Genomic DNA, 15,245 nt, shown 5'->3' on the forward strand with positions numbered 1-15,245 from the left:
AGGCCCCGGCCAGGACGGGTTCCAGTGGGCAGGGTGGAAAGGCGCTGATGATCGACTCGAAGTACCGGTACATCACGTACGAGTCCCTGGACGACGGGACGATCGTGCGGATCATGCTCAACCGCCCCGAGACGAGGAACGCCCAGAGCCGGGGTCTCCTGGTGGAGCTGGGCGAGGCTTTCCTGCGGGCCGAGGCGGACGACACGGTCCGAGTCGTGATCCTCGGCGGCCACGGCCCGATGTTCTCGACGGGCCACGACATGGGCTCGAAGGAGGGACGGGCGGACCACGCGCCCGGGCCGAACCAGCACCCGTCGGCGACCGTCAACGGCGCGACCCGCCAGGGCGCGGAGAAGCTGATGCTGCAGGAGTGGCACCACTTCTTCGAGAACACCCGCCGGTGGCGCAACCTCCGCAAGATCACCATCGCGGCGGTGCACGGGCAGGTCTACGCCGCCGGCCTCATGCTGATGTGGGCCTGTGACCTGATCGTCGCGGCCGAGGGGACGACCTTCGCCGACATGGTCGGGACCCGGCTCGGCATGTGCGGGATGGAGTACTTCGCGCACCCGTGGGAGTTCGGCCCGCGCAAGGCCAAGGAGCTGCTGCTGACCGGCGACTCCATCGACGCCGACGAGGCGCACCGGCTCGGGATGGTCTCCAAGGTCTTCCCGGCGGACGAGCTGGCCGACAGTGCCGTGGCCCTGGCCCGGCGCATCGCGGGCATGCCCACGATGGCCGCCCTGATGATCAAGGAGTCGGTCAACCAGACCGTCGACAACCAGGGCTTCTACAACGCGCTGAACGCCTGCTTCACGCTGCACGAGCTGAACCACGCCCACTGGGCCTGGGTCCACCAGGGCGGTTTCCCGGTCGCGACGCCGGCCGAGGACGGCGTCCCGGACTGGCGGACCAGCCCGCCCGTGCTCCCGGCGCTGCGTGGCTTCGCCGCGGCCCCCGACCCGGTCGGTTGACGCCATGGAGAACACGGTGAGCGCTGAGGCCGCCGAAGTCGACCTTGACGCGAGAATTCGTTGCAGCGACTGGTCCCGGGTCACCTCGCTGTCCCCGGCCGGGACCGCTGGGACCTACCCCGGCTACCTGCTCGTCGAGCTCCCGCTGCCCTGGCCCCGCGATGTCGCCGAGGCCCCCGAGGCCGCCGCGCTCGCGCCGCTGCTGGCCTCGACCGGCTACCGGCTGCAGGCCGTCGTCCCATCGGACCCGGCGGCGGCGCCCGCCGAGCGTCGGGTGATCCTGCACGCGCGCCCGCCCGGCCAGCGGTGGTTCGCCGGCTACCGCCGGTTCGAGCGCCCGGTCGGCGTGTCGCTGCCCGAGGCCGTCGCCGACCTGCTCGCGGCCGCCGCCGAGCCGGGGCCGTCGCGTCTCGAAGCGCCGGCGATCGACGTCCTGGTCTGCGGCCACGGCACCCGGGACAGCTGCTGCGGCCGGCTGGGCGCCGGGCTCACGGCCCGGCTCGGCGCCGTCGCCGCGCCGGACGGCGTGACGATCTGGCGGACGAGCCACCTGGGTGGCCACCGGTTCGCCGCGACCTTCCTGCTGCTGCCGGAGGGCACGTCCTGGGCCTACGGCGACGTCGAGCTCGTCGAGACCGTGCTGCGCCGCAAGGGCGACTTCGACGCCGTCGCCGGCTACTACCGCGGCTGCTCGGGCGTCGACGGCCCGCAGGCGCAGGCACTGGAGGGCGAGGTCGCGCGCCAGGTGGGCTGGAGCCTGTTGGACTCGCCCAGGACCAGCACGTTCGACGGCTCGCGCGCGGACCTGACCTGCGTGTATGACGGCGAGACGGTCACCTGGTCCGCTCAGGTCGGCAAGGGCCGTGCCGTCTCGATGCCCGACTGCCAGAGCCCGCCCTCATCCGCGACCAAGACCCAGTCCGAATGGGCGGTCTCGGCGATCACTCGCGACCAGCACCTGCCATCACCTGACGGAGGAACCACATGACTTTCGCGGGACTGAACGTCGCCAAGCTGCTCATCGACGGTCAGCTCGTCGATGCGGAGGGTGGCGCCACCTACGAGAACATCAACCCGGCGACCGAACAGTCGATCGGCGTCGCGGCGGATGCCTCGACAGGCGACATCGACGCGGCCATCGCCGCGGCCCGCAGGGCCTTCGACGAGACCAGCTGGAGCACGGACGTCGCCCTGCGGATCCGCTGTCTGCGTCAGCTGCACGAGGCGCTGTCGAAGCACGCGGAGCCGTTCAAGGCGATGATGACCGCCGAGGTGGGCCTGCCCACCAAGATGGTCGGCTCGACGTTCGACATGCCGGTCGAGAACGTCGGCTGGGTGACCGACCTGCTGGAGAAGTACGAGTTCAGCCAGGACCTGGGCCTCGGCAGCATCGAGGGCTTCGGCGCGCACCGCTGGACCGAGCGGGAGCCCTATGGGGTCGTCGGCGCGATCGTCCCGTGGAACCAGCCGCTCCAGGTCGCCCTGGCGAAGGTGGCGCCGGCGCTGGCCGCCGGGAACACGGTGATCCTCAAGGGCCCGCCGACCACTCCGTGGTGCGTCAGCGCCCTGGGCAAGCTCGTCGCCGAGTACACGGACATCCCGGCCGGCGTCTTCAACGTCATCACCAGCTCGGCCAACGATCGGGGCGAGGAGCTGATCACCGACCCGCGGGTCGACCTGATCAGCTTCACCGGCTCGACCGCCGTCGGCCGTCGCATCATGGAACTCGGCGCCCAGACCGTGAAGAAGTGCTTCCTGGAGCTGGGCGGCAAGTCCCCGAACATCGTCTTCGAGGACGCCAACCTGCAGCAGGGGATCGGCATGTCGACCTTCATGGTCTGCCTGCACGGCGGCCAGGGCTGCGCCACGCTGTCGCGCCTGCTGCTGCCGCGGTCCATCTTCGAGCAGGGCGTGCAGATCGCCACCGCGATGCTCTCGGCGATGCCGTACGGCGACCCGCTCGACCCGAACAACGTGATGGGCCCGCTGAACAGCGCCCGGCACCGGGACAGGGTCGAGGCCATGGTCGACCGGGCGGTCGCCGCCGGCGGCACGCCGATTCTCGGCGGACGGCGCCCACCGCAGCTGGAGACCGGCTACTACTTCGAGCCGACGCTGTTCGCCGACCTGCCGGAGGACGCGGAGATCGTCCAGAACGAGGTCTTCGGCCCGGTTCTCGTCATCCAGGCGTTCGAGGACGAGGACGACGCGGTCCGGATCGCGAACAACACCATCTTCGGGCTTTCCGGCGCCGTCTTCTCCGGCGACCACGAGAAGTCCAAGCGGGTGGCCCGCAAGGTCCGCGCCGGCACGATGATCGTCGACGGCGGCATCTACTACGGCTCGGACGTCCCCTTCGGCGGTTACAAGCAGAGCGGCATCGGGCGCGAGATGGGCCAGATCGGCTTCGAGGAGTACCTCCAGGTCAAGGCGCTGTGCGAGCCGGCATGACCGTCAGCACCACAGGTCCCGGCGCCCCGGGAGCAGCAGTGTTATCCGCACGTGTACCTGTTGAGAGGAACTCCACGTGAGCGCCGCCACGGAGATCTACTACGACCCGTACGACTTCGCGATCGACGAGAACCCGTACCCGGTCTGGAAGCGCATGCGCGAAGAGGCGCCGCTTTACTACAACGAGCGCTACGACTTCTACGCGGTCTCGCGCTACGCCGACGTCGAGGCGATCTCGGTCGACTGGCAGACGTACACGTCGTCCAAGGGCATCCTCATGGAGATGGTCAAGGCGGGGATTCCGACCCCGCCCGGCCTCTTCATCGCCGAGGACCCGCCCGAGCACGACATGCACCGGCTGATCCTGAGCCGGGCGGTCACCCCGAAGCGGGTGCTCGTGCTGGAGAACCGCATCCGCGAACTGTGCGCCGAGTACCTCGACCCGCTGGTCGGCAGCGGCCGGTTCGACCTGATGCAGGACTTCGCCAGCCAGCTTCCGATGCGGGTCATCGGCGCCCTGGTCGGCATTCCCGACGAGTACCTGCTGACCCTGCGCGACCAGGTGGAGGAATCCGCCCGGCTCAAGGAGGAGAAGCCGCAGGAGGAGCAGCGGCTGCCCAGCATCGGCGAGCCGTACGCGCCCTTCCTGGAGTTCAAGAAGGCCAATCCCGCCGACGACTTCCTGACCACGCTGATCGAGGCCCGGTTCAAGGACGTCCTCACCGGTGAGCAGCGTGGCCTGTCCGACGCGGAGATCCTCAACTACGTCGGCATGCTCTACGCCGCCGGCGTCGAGACCACGGCCAGGCTGATCGGCTGGCTCGGCAAGACCCTCGCCGACAACCCCGACCAGCGTGCTCTGGTGGTGGCGGACAAGTCCCTGATCCACAACACGGTCGAGGAGACGCTCCGCTACGAGGTGCCGTCGCCGATCCAGGTGCGGGTGACGACCAGGCCCGTCGAGCTGCACGGCCAGACCGTGGAGGCCGGGAAGATCGTCACCTTGCTGACCGGCGCGGCCAACCGCGACCCGGCCGCCTTCCCGGACCCGGACACGTTCGACATCCGCCGGAAGATGGACGCCCACATGACGTTCGGCAAGGGCGTCCACTACTGCTTCGGCGCCGCGCTGGCCCGCATCGAGGGCCGGATCGCGCTGGAGGAGATCCTGGACCGCTTCCCGAAGTGGGACCTCGACCTGTCCGGTGCCGAGCTCATCCACACGGCCACGATCCGCGGCTACCACAAGCTGCCCGTGGTGCTCTGACCAGGCTGGACCGCCCCGGCCGGCCAGGCCCGTTCGAGCCTGGCCGGCCGGCGTCCCCGACAAGGAGAGACAACGTTGCAGATCAAGAGCGGCGCCCGGCTCCGTAGCCAGGTAGACGCCACCGAGCTCGTCGTCGTGCGCCCGATTCCCGGGGATGTCGAGCTGACCTGCGGCGGCCACCCGGTGGTCGACATCAAGGCCGAACCGAGCCCCGGCCTGACCGCCCTGGCCAGCGCCACCGGCGGGACGCTGCAGGGCAAGCGCTACACCCTCGCCGACACCGGTCTGGAGATCCTGGTGACCAAGGCCGGCACGACCTCCCTGGCCATCGGCGCCGAGCAGTTGGTCCTCAAGGAAGCCCGCCCCCTCCCCGCCAGCGACTGACCCCGGCGCGGCCCTCGCCGGCGGCTTGATCGCCGCCTCCGCCCTCAACTGGTCGTGAGAAGGCCGCAATCGCAGCCACCCGAGGGCCGAGACGGCGATCAAGCCCCGCGCCGGAACGGCGCGACAGCGTCAGGCCCGACGATGTCGAACAGGTTGCCCTCGGGGTCTGCGGCCTCGTAGCGGATCCCTCTCGTGGATCACGCGTCAACGCCCGTTTCCCTACCCATCTGGCGATCACACGCGCCCTACTCCACCCCCGAACGCCATGATCGCGAACTGCGCAGGGAAACGGGCGTTCCGTGCCCCGATTTGCACCTTTCCTCCCTGCGCAACTAGCGATCATGACTGGCCGGGGGCTCGACGCCGGGCCAAGATCCGCGTCTGGGTAGGGAATCCGGCGTGGATACGCCCGGTGGCGTATCCACGCTGGGGCCTGTCAGGCGCCGACGATGTCGAACAGGTTGCCCTCGGGGTCGGCGAGGGTTGTCCAGACCGAGTGGTCGGCCACCCGCTTCGCGCCGAGGCCGATCGCCCGGTCGACCTCGGCCGAAGGGCTGGCCGCGGCCAGGTCGAGGTGCAGCGCGTTCTTGCCGGGCGTCCGGTCGGGGACGCGGGCGAAGCCGATCGGGGGCGTCGCCGCGACCGTGGCCCAGTCGGCGCTGGCGCCGTCGTCGATCGGCGCGCCGAGCAGCTCGGACCAGAAGCGGGCGAGCGCGAGCGCGTCGGCGCAGTCGACGACGACGCTGGCAAGGGCGATTGACATCGGAGATTCCCTTCGTTCGAGCAAGGCGCGTCCAAGCCAGGCGGCCTGGACGGTCGGGTCAGGCGGCCTGGACGGGCCAGTAGACGTCGGTGCGGTAGGACGCCGGATCGGGGGTCTCGGCCGGTCCGACGCGGTAGAACTCGCGGATCGGGTCCGAGAGCCCGACCGCGTGGCGGACGACGTGGCTGCCGAGGGCGCCGTACGTCCGGTCGAAGTCGTCGAACCCACCGAGGTGTTCCGCGACGGCGAACCGCCCGCCGGGAAGCTCGGTGCTCGCCACCCCGTCCGGTGCACCCGAGCGGGCCCCAGCCCGCACCGGCACGAAGGCGACGATCTCGCCGCGCTCGTCCTCGAAGTACTCCCGCGCCCAGGTCGCTCCATGCGGACCGGCCGCGCGCACGCCGGCCTGGCCGAGCGCGGCGTCGAGGCGAAGCCGGGCGTCGTCGTACCACCGGCCCGCGCCGGCCGCGTCGACGACCGCGCGCAGCGCGAAGACCGGCTGTGCCGGCACCTCCACGAAGGTCACCGCGAGCGGCGACGCGGGCGAGAGCAGCTCGCGCAACGAGGCGACGACGGCCCGTGTTCGGGCGAGCTCGGCCTCCATCCGTTCGAGATGCGCCCGCAGCGTGGCGTCGCGCGACGCCACATCCGGGGCGAGCAGGACGGCACGGACGTCGGCCACCGGCATGTCGAGGTCGCGCAGGCGCCGGATCAGGTGCGCTCGTCCCACCTGGTCCAGCGAGTAGCGGCGGTAACCGGTCGACGGGTCGATCGACGCCGGCTCCAGCAGGCCGACCTCGTGGTAGTGGTGCAGCGTCTTCACGCTCAGATAGGTGAGCCGCGAGAACTCACCGATCGGCACGACGTGGGCTGGCTCGAACATGGCCCCAGCCTCACCCCTCCGGTAACCGGAGGGTCAAGCCGGGTCATCGCGCTCCGGCCCACCGCCGCCCTTCGTGGCCTCAGCCGGCTGAGCGCCGAACCGGTCGTGGCCCGTCGGTGCCTGTGATCGCCGATTTGGCCCTCCGGTGGTCATAGACGGACCCAGACGACAACCACCAGAGGGCCAAAGTAACGATCAAGGCACCAACGGGCGGTCGCCAGCTCAGGGCTCGGGCGCCAGCGGCTACCAGCCTTGGCCAAGCCGCGCCGGACAGGCCGGGGGCGAATCCGGGCTGGCCGGCGCGGCGGTCTGGCCGACGATCTTGCCGACTGCCGGCGACATGGCCGGAGGGCGGGGGGAGACCGCGCCTGGTCAGGGCTCTACGACGACGCGGAAAGTGCCCTTGGATCTGTCTCGGGCGGCCTCGAAGGCGGCGGGGGCGTCGTCGATCGGGTAGCGGCCCGTGATCAGCAGTTCGGGCAGCTCGGGGCGGGCGACCAGGAGGTCGGCGACCTCGGCGAACTCGCGCCGGCCGTCGGGGCTGCCGCTGTACCCGAGCGAGGGCCGCAGCGCGACCTCCTTCAGCGCCAGCTTCGAGTGCGGCAGCGCGGTGTCCTCGAAGATCCCGACGTAGACCACGGTTCCCCGCTGCCGAGCGAGCTCGATCGCCCGGTGCAGGGCGGCCTCGCTGCCGCCGGTCTCGATGACCACGTCATAGAGACCACGGGGCTCGCCCGCGCCGAGGCGTTCGCGGGCCGCGTGCTGGTGCGGATGGCGAGCCTCGACGGCCACCTCGACGGCGCCCAGGGCCTGGGCCGCGGCGGCGGCGAGGATGCCGATCGCGCCGGCCCCGACGACCGCGACCCGGCTGCCGGGCCCGACCCCGCCGAGCCGGCAGGCGTGCCAGGCGACCGACCCGGGCTCGACCAGGCAGGCGTTCCGGACCGCGAGCCCGGCGGGCAGCGTCAGCAACGCGCGGCGTGGAGCGCGGAAGTACTCGCACATCCCGCCGGGCGCGGTCATCCCGAGCGCGGTCTCCAGCAGGTTCGCGCAGAACTGGTAGTTGCCGTCTTCGCAGTGCTCGCAGTGCCCGCAGCCGGTGATCGCCTCGACGGCGACGGGGGTGCCGTCACCGAGGACTCCGGCGATCTCGTGGCCGGCGATCTGCCGGCTCCCGTAGCGCAGGTAGAGGAAGTCCGAGGCGCAGATGCTGACCGCGGCCACCTTGACCAGCTCACCGTCGCCGGTCGGCTCCTCGACCTCGACAACCTCGACACCTGGCGGCGCGTTGCGGACCGCCTTCATGCGCCCGCCTCCTGGACGTCGGCCGGCGTCGCGGCGAGAAGCACCTGCATGTCGCGCAGCACCGAACGGTTGACCACTTCGATCCGCAACCCGGTGCCGGTCGTGTGGTACGCGAACCCGCTCGGCCGGGTCGGGCCCCTGCCGCACATCTCCAGCGGCAGGCCGGCCTCGGCCAGCGCCCGGGACGACGCGACGAGGTCGTCCACGAAGTAGCCGATGTGGTGGATCCCGCCGCCTGGCGCCGGCACCCAGGTCGTGCCGGGGACCTGTTCGATCAGTTCCAGGAGCGGCTCGTCCAGCGAGTAGACCATCCGCAGCGGCACCGCCGACTCGCCTGCCGGGGTCCAGACGCCGGTCAGGTGCTCGACCACCGGCCTCCACCGGTAGCCGGCCAGCCAGGTGAGCTGCTCCATCGAGGCGCGCAGGTCCTCGACCACGACGCAGGCGTGGTAGAGGTCCGCCGCGTGCAGGGGCAACGGGCAGGGCTGATCCATCTAGGACCTCCGCAGCAGGATCGCGCCGGCGGGGGCGAGCCCACCGGTGCTGACGGCGACGGCCGAGCAGCCGTCGACCTGGCGGGCTCCGGCCTCACCGCGCAGCTGGACCACGGCCTCGTGGATCATTCCCATGCCGTGGGTGCGGCCGGCCGAGAGCTGGCCTCCGTGCGTGTTCAGCGCGACGACCCCGCCCTCGCGGGCGATGTTGTGGCCGCCGGCGACGAAGTCGGCCGCCTCGCCGATGCCACAGAACCCCAGCGCTTCCAGCCAGGACAGGCAGTTGAAGCTGAACCCGTCGTACAGCTCGGCCACCTGGACGTCGGCCGGCCGCAGCGAGGTGCGTGACCACAGATGGGCCGAGGGCCCGAGCGTCTGCGGTTCGTGGCTCATCGTGCTCTGGTGCCAGAGGAACCGCTCGGTCGTCTGGGTGCCGACCGCCTCGACCAGAACCGGGGGGTTCGCCAGGTCGGGCGTCGTCTCGACCGCGGAGACGACGCAGGCGAGGCTCGCGTCCATCGGCACGTCACAGTCGTAGAGCCCGAACGGGGTCGTGATCATCCGGGCGCCGAGGTAGTCGTCCATCGTCAGTGGCTCGCGGTAGACCGCGTGCGGGTTGAGTGCCGCGTTCGCGCGCTGGTTGATCGCGATCCAGCCGAGCGCCTCGCGCGTCGCGCCGTAGCGGTGGAAGTAGTTCGAGGCGATCATCGCCAGGTTGATCGCGACCGAGCCGACCCCGTACGGCGCGACGTAGCCCTGCGCGCCTTCGACCCGCCCGACCCGGCCGATGCCGTAGGGGCTGCCACCGCCGGGGTTCGCCGCCCGCGCCCGAGCGGCGTACGTCGCCTGCCAGACCGTCCGGAAGCACAGGACGTGGCGGGCCAGCCCGCTGGCGACGGCGAGCATCGCGGCGACGACGGCGCCGCCAGGGCCGAAGGTCTCCGAGCCGCCGTTGTACCAGGTCGGCCGGATGCCGAGGGCGTCCGCGACCGCGGTCACGCCACCCTCGGTGAAGCCGCCGATCAGCTCGCCGCCGGGGAAGGTGGACAGCCCGTCGATGTCGGACAGCTCGAGACCGGCGTCCGCCACCGCGTCCTTGGCCGCGGCGACGGCCAACGTGATCGGCGGCAGCATGAGCCGGCGCCCGACCGGGGACATCCCGATCCCGGTGATCGCCACCCGGTCCTCGAACTTGTCGGTCCGCGCCATCGGCCGGATCCGGCCGGCATGCTCGGCCGGGGAGATCGGGTCGTCGGGCAGATCCCCGACCACTGTGCCGGCGGTGTCTCGGACCGGTGCGAACACGGGTAGCCAGACGTCCTCCGCCGGCTCGAACCGGACCCGCACCCGCATCCCGACCGCGGCCTCGTCGAGCGCGACGTCGACCAGGTTCGTCACCAGCCGCACCCGCGGGTCGTCGTCAAGGGCGACCCACGCGACGACGAACGGCGGCGGGAAGGCGGGCTCCCACGGCTGGTGGTTGACGGTCGTTCCCACGACCGTGCCGAGCCCGCTGACCTCGGCCGGGTCGAGGCGCTCCGAGTGGCAGTAGCAGCAGACCGGCTGTGGCGGGTGCACCAGCGACGCGCAGTCCCCGCAGCGCTGGATCCGCAGGACACCGTCTCGGCCGGCCGTCCAGAAGAAGCCGTTGAGATCGTCGAGCGCCGGCAGGGGGCGGGGTGGAGGGCCCGCGTCGGACGTCATGGCCAAATAATATATTTTCGACTTGAGACTTGCTACTTTAGATCCGGCGAGTCCGGATCCGGCTGGCGGAGACCTGACCAGCGCGGATGCCGCGATCGCGGATCTTGTGACGTGCGACAGTGGCCGACCACGGAGGCGCTACGTGTGGGAGTTCGAGACCGAGCCTGAGTTCCAGGAGAAGCTCGACTGGGCCGAGAGGTTCGTCCGGGAAGAGGTCGAGCCGCTGGACGCGCTCTGGCGGCACCGGGTGTTCGAGCGCCCGATCGACCCGACCATCGGAAGGATCGTCGGCCCGCTCAAGCAGCAGGTGCGCGACCAGGGGCTGTGGGCCTGCCACCTGGGCCCCGAGCTCGGCGGCCCGGGCTACGGCCAGGTGAAGCTGGCCCTGCTGAACGAGATCATCGGGCGGGCCGCCTGGGGGCCGGTCATCTTCGGTACGGCGGCGCCCGACACCGGCAACGCCGAGATCCTCGCCCACTACGGCACCGAGGAGCAGAAGCGCCTCTACCTGAAGCCGCTGCTGGACGGCGACATCGTCTCGTGCTTCGCGATGACCGAGCCACAGGGCGGTTCCGACCCCCGGGTCTTCACCACCCAGGCCGTCCTGGACGGCGACGAGTGGGTGATCAACGGCCTGAAGTTCTTCGCGTCGCACGCCAAGTGGGCCGCGTTCTACATCGTCATGGCCGTCACGAACCCGGACGTCGACATCCACCGCGGCGCGTCGATGTTCATCGTGCCGAAGGAGACGCCGGGCATCGAGATCGAGCGCAACATGGCGCTGTTCGGCCACGAGCCGGTCGGCGAGGGCACCCACGGCCTCGTGCGCTTCACCGACGTGCGCGTGCCGGCCGAGAACATCCTCGGCGGCGAGGGCCAGGCGTTCGCGATCAGCCAGACCCGGCTCGGCGGCGGCCGCATCCACCACGCGATGCGCACGGTCAGCCAGGCCCGCCGGGCGCTGGACATGATGGTCGAGCGGGCACTGAGCCGCGAGACCCGGGGCAGCCTGCTCGCCAAGAAGCAGTCCGTCCAGAACTACGTCGCCGACTCCTACGCCGAGCTGATGCAGTTCCGCCTCTTCGTGCTCTACGTCGCCTGGCGCATCGACAGGATGAAGGACTACCAGGCCGTCCGCCACGACATCGCCGCGGTGAAGGTGCTGACCCCGCAGGTCATGCACAACATCACCCAGCGGGCGCTGCAGGTGCACGGCGCGCTGGGGACGACGAGCGACCTGCCGCTGAACGAGTGGTTCTCCGGCTCGATGATCCTCGGCCTCGCCGACGGCCCGAGCGAGGTCCACCGCCTCACGGTCGCCCGCGCGGTCCTCGCCCAGGGCAAGCCGGCCGAGGGCATGTGGCCGACCGCGTGGCTGCCGCTGCGGCAGGAGGCGGCCCGCAAGAAGTGGGCCGAGTTCCTCGACGCCGACGAGGTGAACGCATGACGACCGAGACGCCGAGCATCGACGTCGCCGCGCTGGGGGCCTGGCTGGACACGCTCGACCTGCCGGGGAGCGGCCTGCCGGTCGAGGCGCGGCTGCTGTCCGGCGGGCGGCAGAACGAGATCTTCGAGATCCGCCGGGGCGACTTCGCGGCCGCGCTGCGCCGGCCACCCGTGGCCGCCCCGGCCGAGCGCGACGCCGGCATCCTGCGGGAGTGGCGGCTCATCGAGGCACTGACCGGGACCGACGTGCCGGTCGCCGACGCCATCGCCGCCTGCCCGGACCCGACCGTGCTCGGGCGACCGTTCTACCTGATGGACGTCGTCGACGGCTGGTCGGTCATGAACACGCCAGGCTGGTGGCCGGAGCCGTTCGACACCGACCGCGCCGCCCGCGACCAGCTGGCGTACGAGCTGATCGAAGGCATCGTCCGGATGGGCGCCGTCGACTGGCGGGCCCGCGGCCTCGGTGACCTGGGCCGGCCGGACGGCTACCACGACCGGCAGGTCGAGCGCTGGACCCGCTTCTACCAGCGCATCCGGGCCAGGGAGATCCCCGGGTTGGACGAGGCGACGGCCTGGCTGGCCGTACACCGGCCGCTCGATTTCGTGCCGGGCGTCATGCACGGCGACTACCAGTTCCCCAACGTGATGTTCCGCCACGGCGCGCCCGGCCGGCTCGCGGCCATCCTCGACTGGGAGATGGGCACGGTCGGCGACCCGAAGCTGGACGTCGCCTGGGCGCTGCACAGCTGGCCGGAAGACCCGGACGGCCCGTCGGACAACGAGTTCCTGGTCGGCATGCCGGGCCGCGCCAAGCTGCTGGACTTCTACGCGGAGCGCTCGGGGCGGCAGGTCGACGACTTCGACTACTACCTCGTACTGGCAAAATGGAAACTCGCGATCGTCCTCGAGCAGGGCTACCAGCGGGCGAACGGCGATCCCAAGCTCGAGGACTTCGGCGGCTACGTGGTCACGTACATGCGGGAGGCGGCCGACATTGCCGAGTCGAGCGACTACCCCGCGGTGTCGTGACCGAGATCTGTCGTGACGGAGATGAGGACATCGGTGGCAACGGCCCCGACCGGGCTCACCGCCGTGTTCGGGCCGCTTCGGCCCGGCGCGGCGGCGACGCCGGCTGACCGGGCGGCGAGCCAGCCGTGAGCACCCATGACGTCGACCCGAGGCTTGCCTCGGGTCGACGCCCCTACGGCAACCTCAAGGACGAGGCCGCGAGCTTCCTCCGCGACGCGATCGTCTCCGGTGCGCTGCCGCCGCACAGCAAGATCGACCAGGACCAGGTCGCGGACACGCTCGGGATCAGCCGGGCCCCGGTCCGCGAGGCCCTCATCGAGCTGGCGCAGAAGGGCTTCGTCGACGCGATACCGCGCCGCGGCGCGTTCGTCGCCGCGGTGACCGTCGAGGACATCGAGGACCACTACGAGGTGGTGGCGCTCGTGTCGGCGATGACGGCGAAACGGGCGGTCAAGCGGCTGACCCCGGCCCAGATCGACGAGCTGCGCCGGCTGGACCAGGAGATCGCCGCGACCACCGACGTGGTCCGGGTACGGGACCTCGACCGCCGGTTCTTCCACCTGATCGCGAACGCGGGCCGGTCACCGCGCCTCGACACGATTCTGCGGTTCCTCGGCGGCGCCCTGCAGGGCAGCTTCTACTTCGACGCGCCCGGCTGGGCCCCGCACGAGGCCACCTACCGGCAGCAGATGCTCGGCGCCATCGATGCGGGCGACGTACTGGCCGCGGCCCGGATCAGCGAGGAGCACGTCCGCCGCTGCGCCACCCTGTCCGTCGACCACCTCCGCTCCCGCGGCTACTGGCCCGACGCCGCCTGAGCGGTAGCACCTTGGCGCTGGTGATCGCGGTTTACGCCCTCGTGTGGTTGCGATAACGCCCCAATCACGACCACCCGAGGGCCCAAACGGCGATCAAGGGCCAGCCTGCGAAGCCGGACCGCGGCTAGGTGGCCGGGCTACGACGCCGCGGCCTCGGGGGCTTCTCTCAGCTCGGCGAGGGTGCGGCGGTTGATCTTGCCGGACTCGGCGCGGCCGACGTCGTCTACGAGCTCGAAGGTTCTGGGCACCTTGTAGGGCGCGAGGTGGCCGCGGCAGTGTGCGCGCAGGGCGTCGGTGAGGCCGTCGCGCTCAGCCTCGGGCCGGGGCTGGACGATCGCGTGGACCCGGCGGCCCCACTCGGGGTCGCGCAGGCCGATCACGACGGCGTCCTCGACGTCGGGGTGGCGCAGCAGCGCCGCCTCGACCTCGGAGACGTAGACGTTGGCGCCGCCGGTCTTGACCAGGTCGGTCCGGCGGTCGGCGATGTAGAGGTAGCCGTCCTCGTCGACCCGGCCGAGGTCCCCGATCGACTGGTAGCCACCGGGCAGGGTGCGCGGCGCGGCGGCGCCGACGTACCGGACCTCGCGGGTCCCCTGGACCGGACGGAAGTAGAGCTCGCCGACCTCGCCGGCCGGCAGGGGCGCGCCGTCCTCGCCGACGACGAGGATCTCGGTTCCCACCGGGCGCCCGACGCTGCCCGGGTGGCGCAGCCACTCGTCGCCGCGGATCTGGGCGCTGCAGACTCCTTCGGAGGATCCGTAGCCCATGATGAAGCGCTCCGGGCCGACCAGGTCGATCCATTCTCGGACCACCCACTCGGGGCAGGCGCCGGCGCCCTGGATGACCCGGCTGAGGCTGGACAGGTCCCGGTCGCGGATGCTCGGGCTGCGTAACAACCGGATCAACATGGTCGGCACGAAGGCCGCCATCATGACCCGCTCGGACTCGATGAGATCCAGCACCACTTCCGCGTCGAAACGGGAGACCAGAACGTTCCGGTAACCATCGACCAGGGTGTGGTGCAACATGGCGAAGCCCTGGGTGTGATAAAGCGGTGAGCAGACCAGATTGACGGGATGGCGCGCGCCGGCGTTCTCATGGAAAAGCGCGGCGCCGACCGAACGCGCGCCGGTGGGCACCACCGTCGACGCCGAGGAGGCGATCAGCTTCGGCGCCCCGGTCGAGCCGCCCGACGCGATGAGCCAGGCCGGGTTCGCCACGACAGGCGCCGGGTTCGCCACGGCGGGTGGGAGCGCAGCGGCCGGTCCCTCGCCGTCGCTCAGCAGCCGCGCGGCGGAAATCTCCTGGTCGGCGCCGGGCTCGCGGCCCACGAGGACGAGGGCGGGACGGGCGAGGGCGACCAAGCGCTGGCGTTCCGGTGCCGGCAGGTCCGGGCGCAGCGGCAGCACCGTGGCACCCAGCCGCCACGCGCCGAGCGTGCACAGAACGTGCGCGGCGCCATTGGGCAGCTCGACGCAGACGATGTCTCCCGGGCGAATACCGAGCTCGTTCAGGTGTGCGGCGGCGAGAGTACTGCGCCGGGAGAGCTCGCCCCAGGTAAGGGTTTCACCACCTAAAGCCGTGGTCCTCAGGGCAACGATTTCCGGATCGGCGGCGGCGAGCTCGTCGATACGCTCCGGCCAGGTGAGGTGACCGACCGGCGCGATAATTCCCGTCATGAACAGATCCTACGGCCGGGGCGCACGGACATTCCACGGAATGAT

General features: G+C 71.2%; 14 protein-coding genes. 8 read left to right on the forward strand and 6 right to left on the reverse strand.

All coding sequences use genetic code 11. From position 1 onward, the window contains the following. Positions 1-47 precede the first annotated feature (47 nt). The 5 genes from FRAEUI1C_RS26360 to FRAEUI1C_RS26380 all read left to right on the forward strand — a co-directional run bounded on the left by FRAEUI1C_RS26360 (position 48) and on the right by FRAEUI1C_RS26380 (position 5,076). Positions 48-974 (forward strand): enoyl-CoA hydratase, encoded by a 927-nt coding sequence (locus FRAEUI1C_RS26360; RefSeq protein ID WP_013426411.1) that lies wholly within the window; start codon positions 48-50, stop codon positions 972-974. Between the two features lie 16 nt (positions 975-990). Continuing rightward, positions 991-1,962 carry a sucrase ferredoxin gene (locus FRAEUI1C_RS26365; protein ID WP_013426412.1) on the forward strand — a complete coding sequence of 324 codons (972 nt, stop codon included), beginning with the start codon at positions 991-993 and terminating at the stop codon, positions 1,960-1,962. Further along, entirely contained in the window at positions 1,959-3,425 is a 1,467-nt protein-coding gene (locus FRAEUI1C_RS26370) for an aldehyde dehydrogenase family protein (RefSeq protein ID WP_013426413.1), read from the forward strand. Before FRAEUI1C_RS26365 ends, FRAEUI1C_RS26370 begins: the two co-directional genes overlap by 4 nt. 76 nt (positions 3,426-3,501) lie before the next feature. Then, positions 3,502-4,692 carry a cytochrome P450 gene (locus FRAEUI1C_RS26375; RefSeq protein WP_013426414.1) on the forward strand — a complete coding sequence of 397 codons (1,191 nt, stop codon included), beginning with the start codon at positions 3,502-3,504 and terminating at the stop codon, positions 4,690-4,692. 75 nt (positions 4,693-4,767) lie between these two features. Beyond that, positions 4,768-5,076 carry a hypothetical protein gene (locus FRAEUI1C_RS26380; protein WP_013426415.1) on the forward strand — a complete coding sequence of 103 codons (309 nt, stop codon included), beginning with the start codon at positions 4,768-4,770 and terminating at the stop codon, positions 5,074-5,076. A gap of 436 nt (positions 5,077-5,512) precedes the next feature. On the opposite strand, the gene FRAEUI1C_RS26385 is transcribed toward FRAEUI1C_RS26380, so the two are convergent. The 5 genes from FRAEUI1C_RS26385 to FRAEUI1C_RS26405 all read right to left on the reverse strand — a co-directional run bounded on the left by FRAEUI1C_RS26385 (position 5,513) and on the right by FRAEUI1C_RS26405 (position 10,225). Continuing rightward, a complete protein-coding gene (locus tag FRAEUI1C_RS26385; protein WP_013426416.1) occupies positions 5,513-5,839 on the reverse strand; it encodes a VOC family protein in 327 nt (108 codons plus the stop codon). A gap of 58 nt (positions 5,840-5,897) precedes the next feature. Next, positions 5,898-6,722, reverse strand: coding sequence for a MerR family transcriptional regulator (locus FRAEUI1C_RS26390; RefSeq protein ID WP_013426417.1), 825 nt, complete (start codon positions 6,720-6,722; stop codon positions 5,898-5,900). 372 nt (positions 6,723-7,094) lie between these two features. Continuing rightward, a complete protein-coding gene (locus tag FRAEUI1C_RS26395) occupies positions 7,095-8,027 on the reverse strand; it encodes a zinc-dependent alcohol dehydrogenase (protein ID WP_013426418.1) in 933 nt (310 codons plus the stop codon). Continuing rightward, positions 8,024-8,521, reverse strand: a complete 498-nt coding sequence (locus FRAEUI1C_RS26400; protein ID WP_013426419.1) for a VOC family protein — start codon at positions 8,519-8,521, stop codon at positions 8,024-8,026. The genes FRAEUI1C_RS26395 and FRAEUI1C_RS26400 overlap by 4 nt, the downstream gene beginning before the upstream one ends. Then, the gene (locus FRAEUI1C_RS26405; protein WP_013426420.1) at positions 8,522-10,225 is read right to left on the reverse strand and encodes a thiolase C-terminal domain-containing protein; all 1,704 of its coding nucleotides are present in this window, start codon (positions 10,223-10,225) and stop codon (positions 8,522-8,524) included. A 142-nt stretch (positions 10,226-10,367) separates the two neighbouring features. On the opposite strand from FRAEUI1C_RS26405, the gene FRAEUI1C_RS26410 reads away from it, so the two are divergent. From FRAEUI1C_RS26410 to FRAEUI1C_RS26420, 3 genes are all read left to right on the forward strand, one after another. Then, positions 10,368-11,672 (forward strand): acyl-CoA dehydrogenase family protein, encoded by a 1,305-nt coding sequence (locus FRAEUI1C_RS26410; protein ID WP_013426421.1) that lies wholly within the window; start codon positions 10,368-10,370, stop codon positions 11,670-11,672. Continuing rightward, positions 11,669-12,703 (forward strand): phosphotransferase family protein, encoded by a 1,035-nt coding sequence (locus tag FRAEUI1C_RS26415; RefSeq protein ID WP_013426422.1) that lies wholly within the window; start codon positions 11,669-11,671, stop codon positions 12,701-12,703. Before FRAEUI1C_RS26410 ends, FRAEUI1C_RS26415 begins: the two co-directional genes overlap by 4 nt. A gap of 125 nt (positions 12,704-12,828) precedes the next feature. Further along, positions 12,829-13,521, forward strand: a complete 693-nt coding sequence (locus FRAEUI1C_RS26420) for a GntR family transcriptional regulator (RefSeq protein WP_013426423.1) — start codon at positions 12,829-12,831, stop codon at positions 13,519-13,521. A gap of 137 nt (positions 13,522-13,658) precedes the next feature. Here FRAEUI1C_RS26420 and FRAEUI1C_RS26425 read toward each other — a convergent pair whose 3' ends face one another. Next, a complete protein-coding gene (locus FRAEUI1C_RS26425) occupies positions 13,659-15,200 on the reverse strand; it encodes a class I adenylate-forming enzyme family protein (protein WP_013426424.1) in 1,542 nt (513 codons plus the stop codon). Positions 15,201-15,245 lie beyond the last annotated feature (45 nt).

This window comes from Pseudofrankia inefficax, assembly GCF_000166135.1.
Taxonomy (GTDB): Bacteria; Actinomycetota; Actinomycetes; order Frankiales; family Frankiaceae; genus Pseudofrankia; species Pseudofrankia inefficax.

What these genes read in the sequence shown, in the direction of transcription:
- FRAEUI1C_RS26415 (WP_013426422.1), top strand. Translation starts at nt 11,669, where the DNA reads ATGACGACCGAGACGCCGAGCATCGACGTCGCCGCGCTGGGGGCCTGG.
- FRAEUI1C_RS26390 (WP_013426417.1), bottom strand. Translation starts at nt 6,722, where the DNA reads ATGTTCGAGCCAGCCCACGTCGTGCCGATCGGTGAGTTCTCGCGGCTC.
- FRAEUI1C_RS26370 (WP_013426413.1), top strand. Translation starts at nt 1,959, where the DNA reads ATGACTTTCGCGGGACTGAACGTCGCCAAGCTGCTCATCGACGGTCAG.
- FRAEUI1C_RS26385 (WP_013426416.1), bottom strand. Translation starts at nt 5,839, where the DNA reads ATGTCAATCGCCCTTGCCAGCGTCGTCGTCGACTGCGCCGACGCGCTC.
- FRAEUI1C_RS26405 (WP_013426420.1), bottom strand. Translation starts at nt 10,225, where the DNA reads ATGACGTCCGACGCGGGCCCTCCACCCCGCCCCCTGCCGGCGCTCGAC.
- FRAEUI1C_RS26395 (WP_013426418.1), bottom strand. Translation starts at nt 8,027, where the DNA reads ATGAAGGCGGTCCGCAACGCGCCGCCAGGTGTCGAGGTTGTCGAGGTC.
- FRAEUI1C_RS26360 (WP_013426411.1), top strand. Translation starts at nt 48, where the DNA reads ATGATCGACTCGAAGTACCGGTACATCACGTACGAGTCCCTGGACGAC.
- FRAEUI1C_RS26400 (WP_013426419.1), bottom strand. Translation starts at nt 8,521, where the DNA reads ATGGATCAGCCCTGCCCGTTGCCCCTGCACGCGGCGGACCTCTACCAC.
- FRAEUI1C_RS26425 (WP_013426424.1), bottom strand. Translation starts at nt 15,200, where the DNA reads ATGACGGGAATTATCGCGCCGGTCGGTCACCTCACCTGGCCGGAGCGT.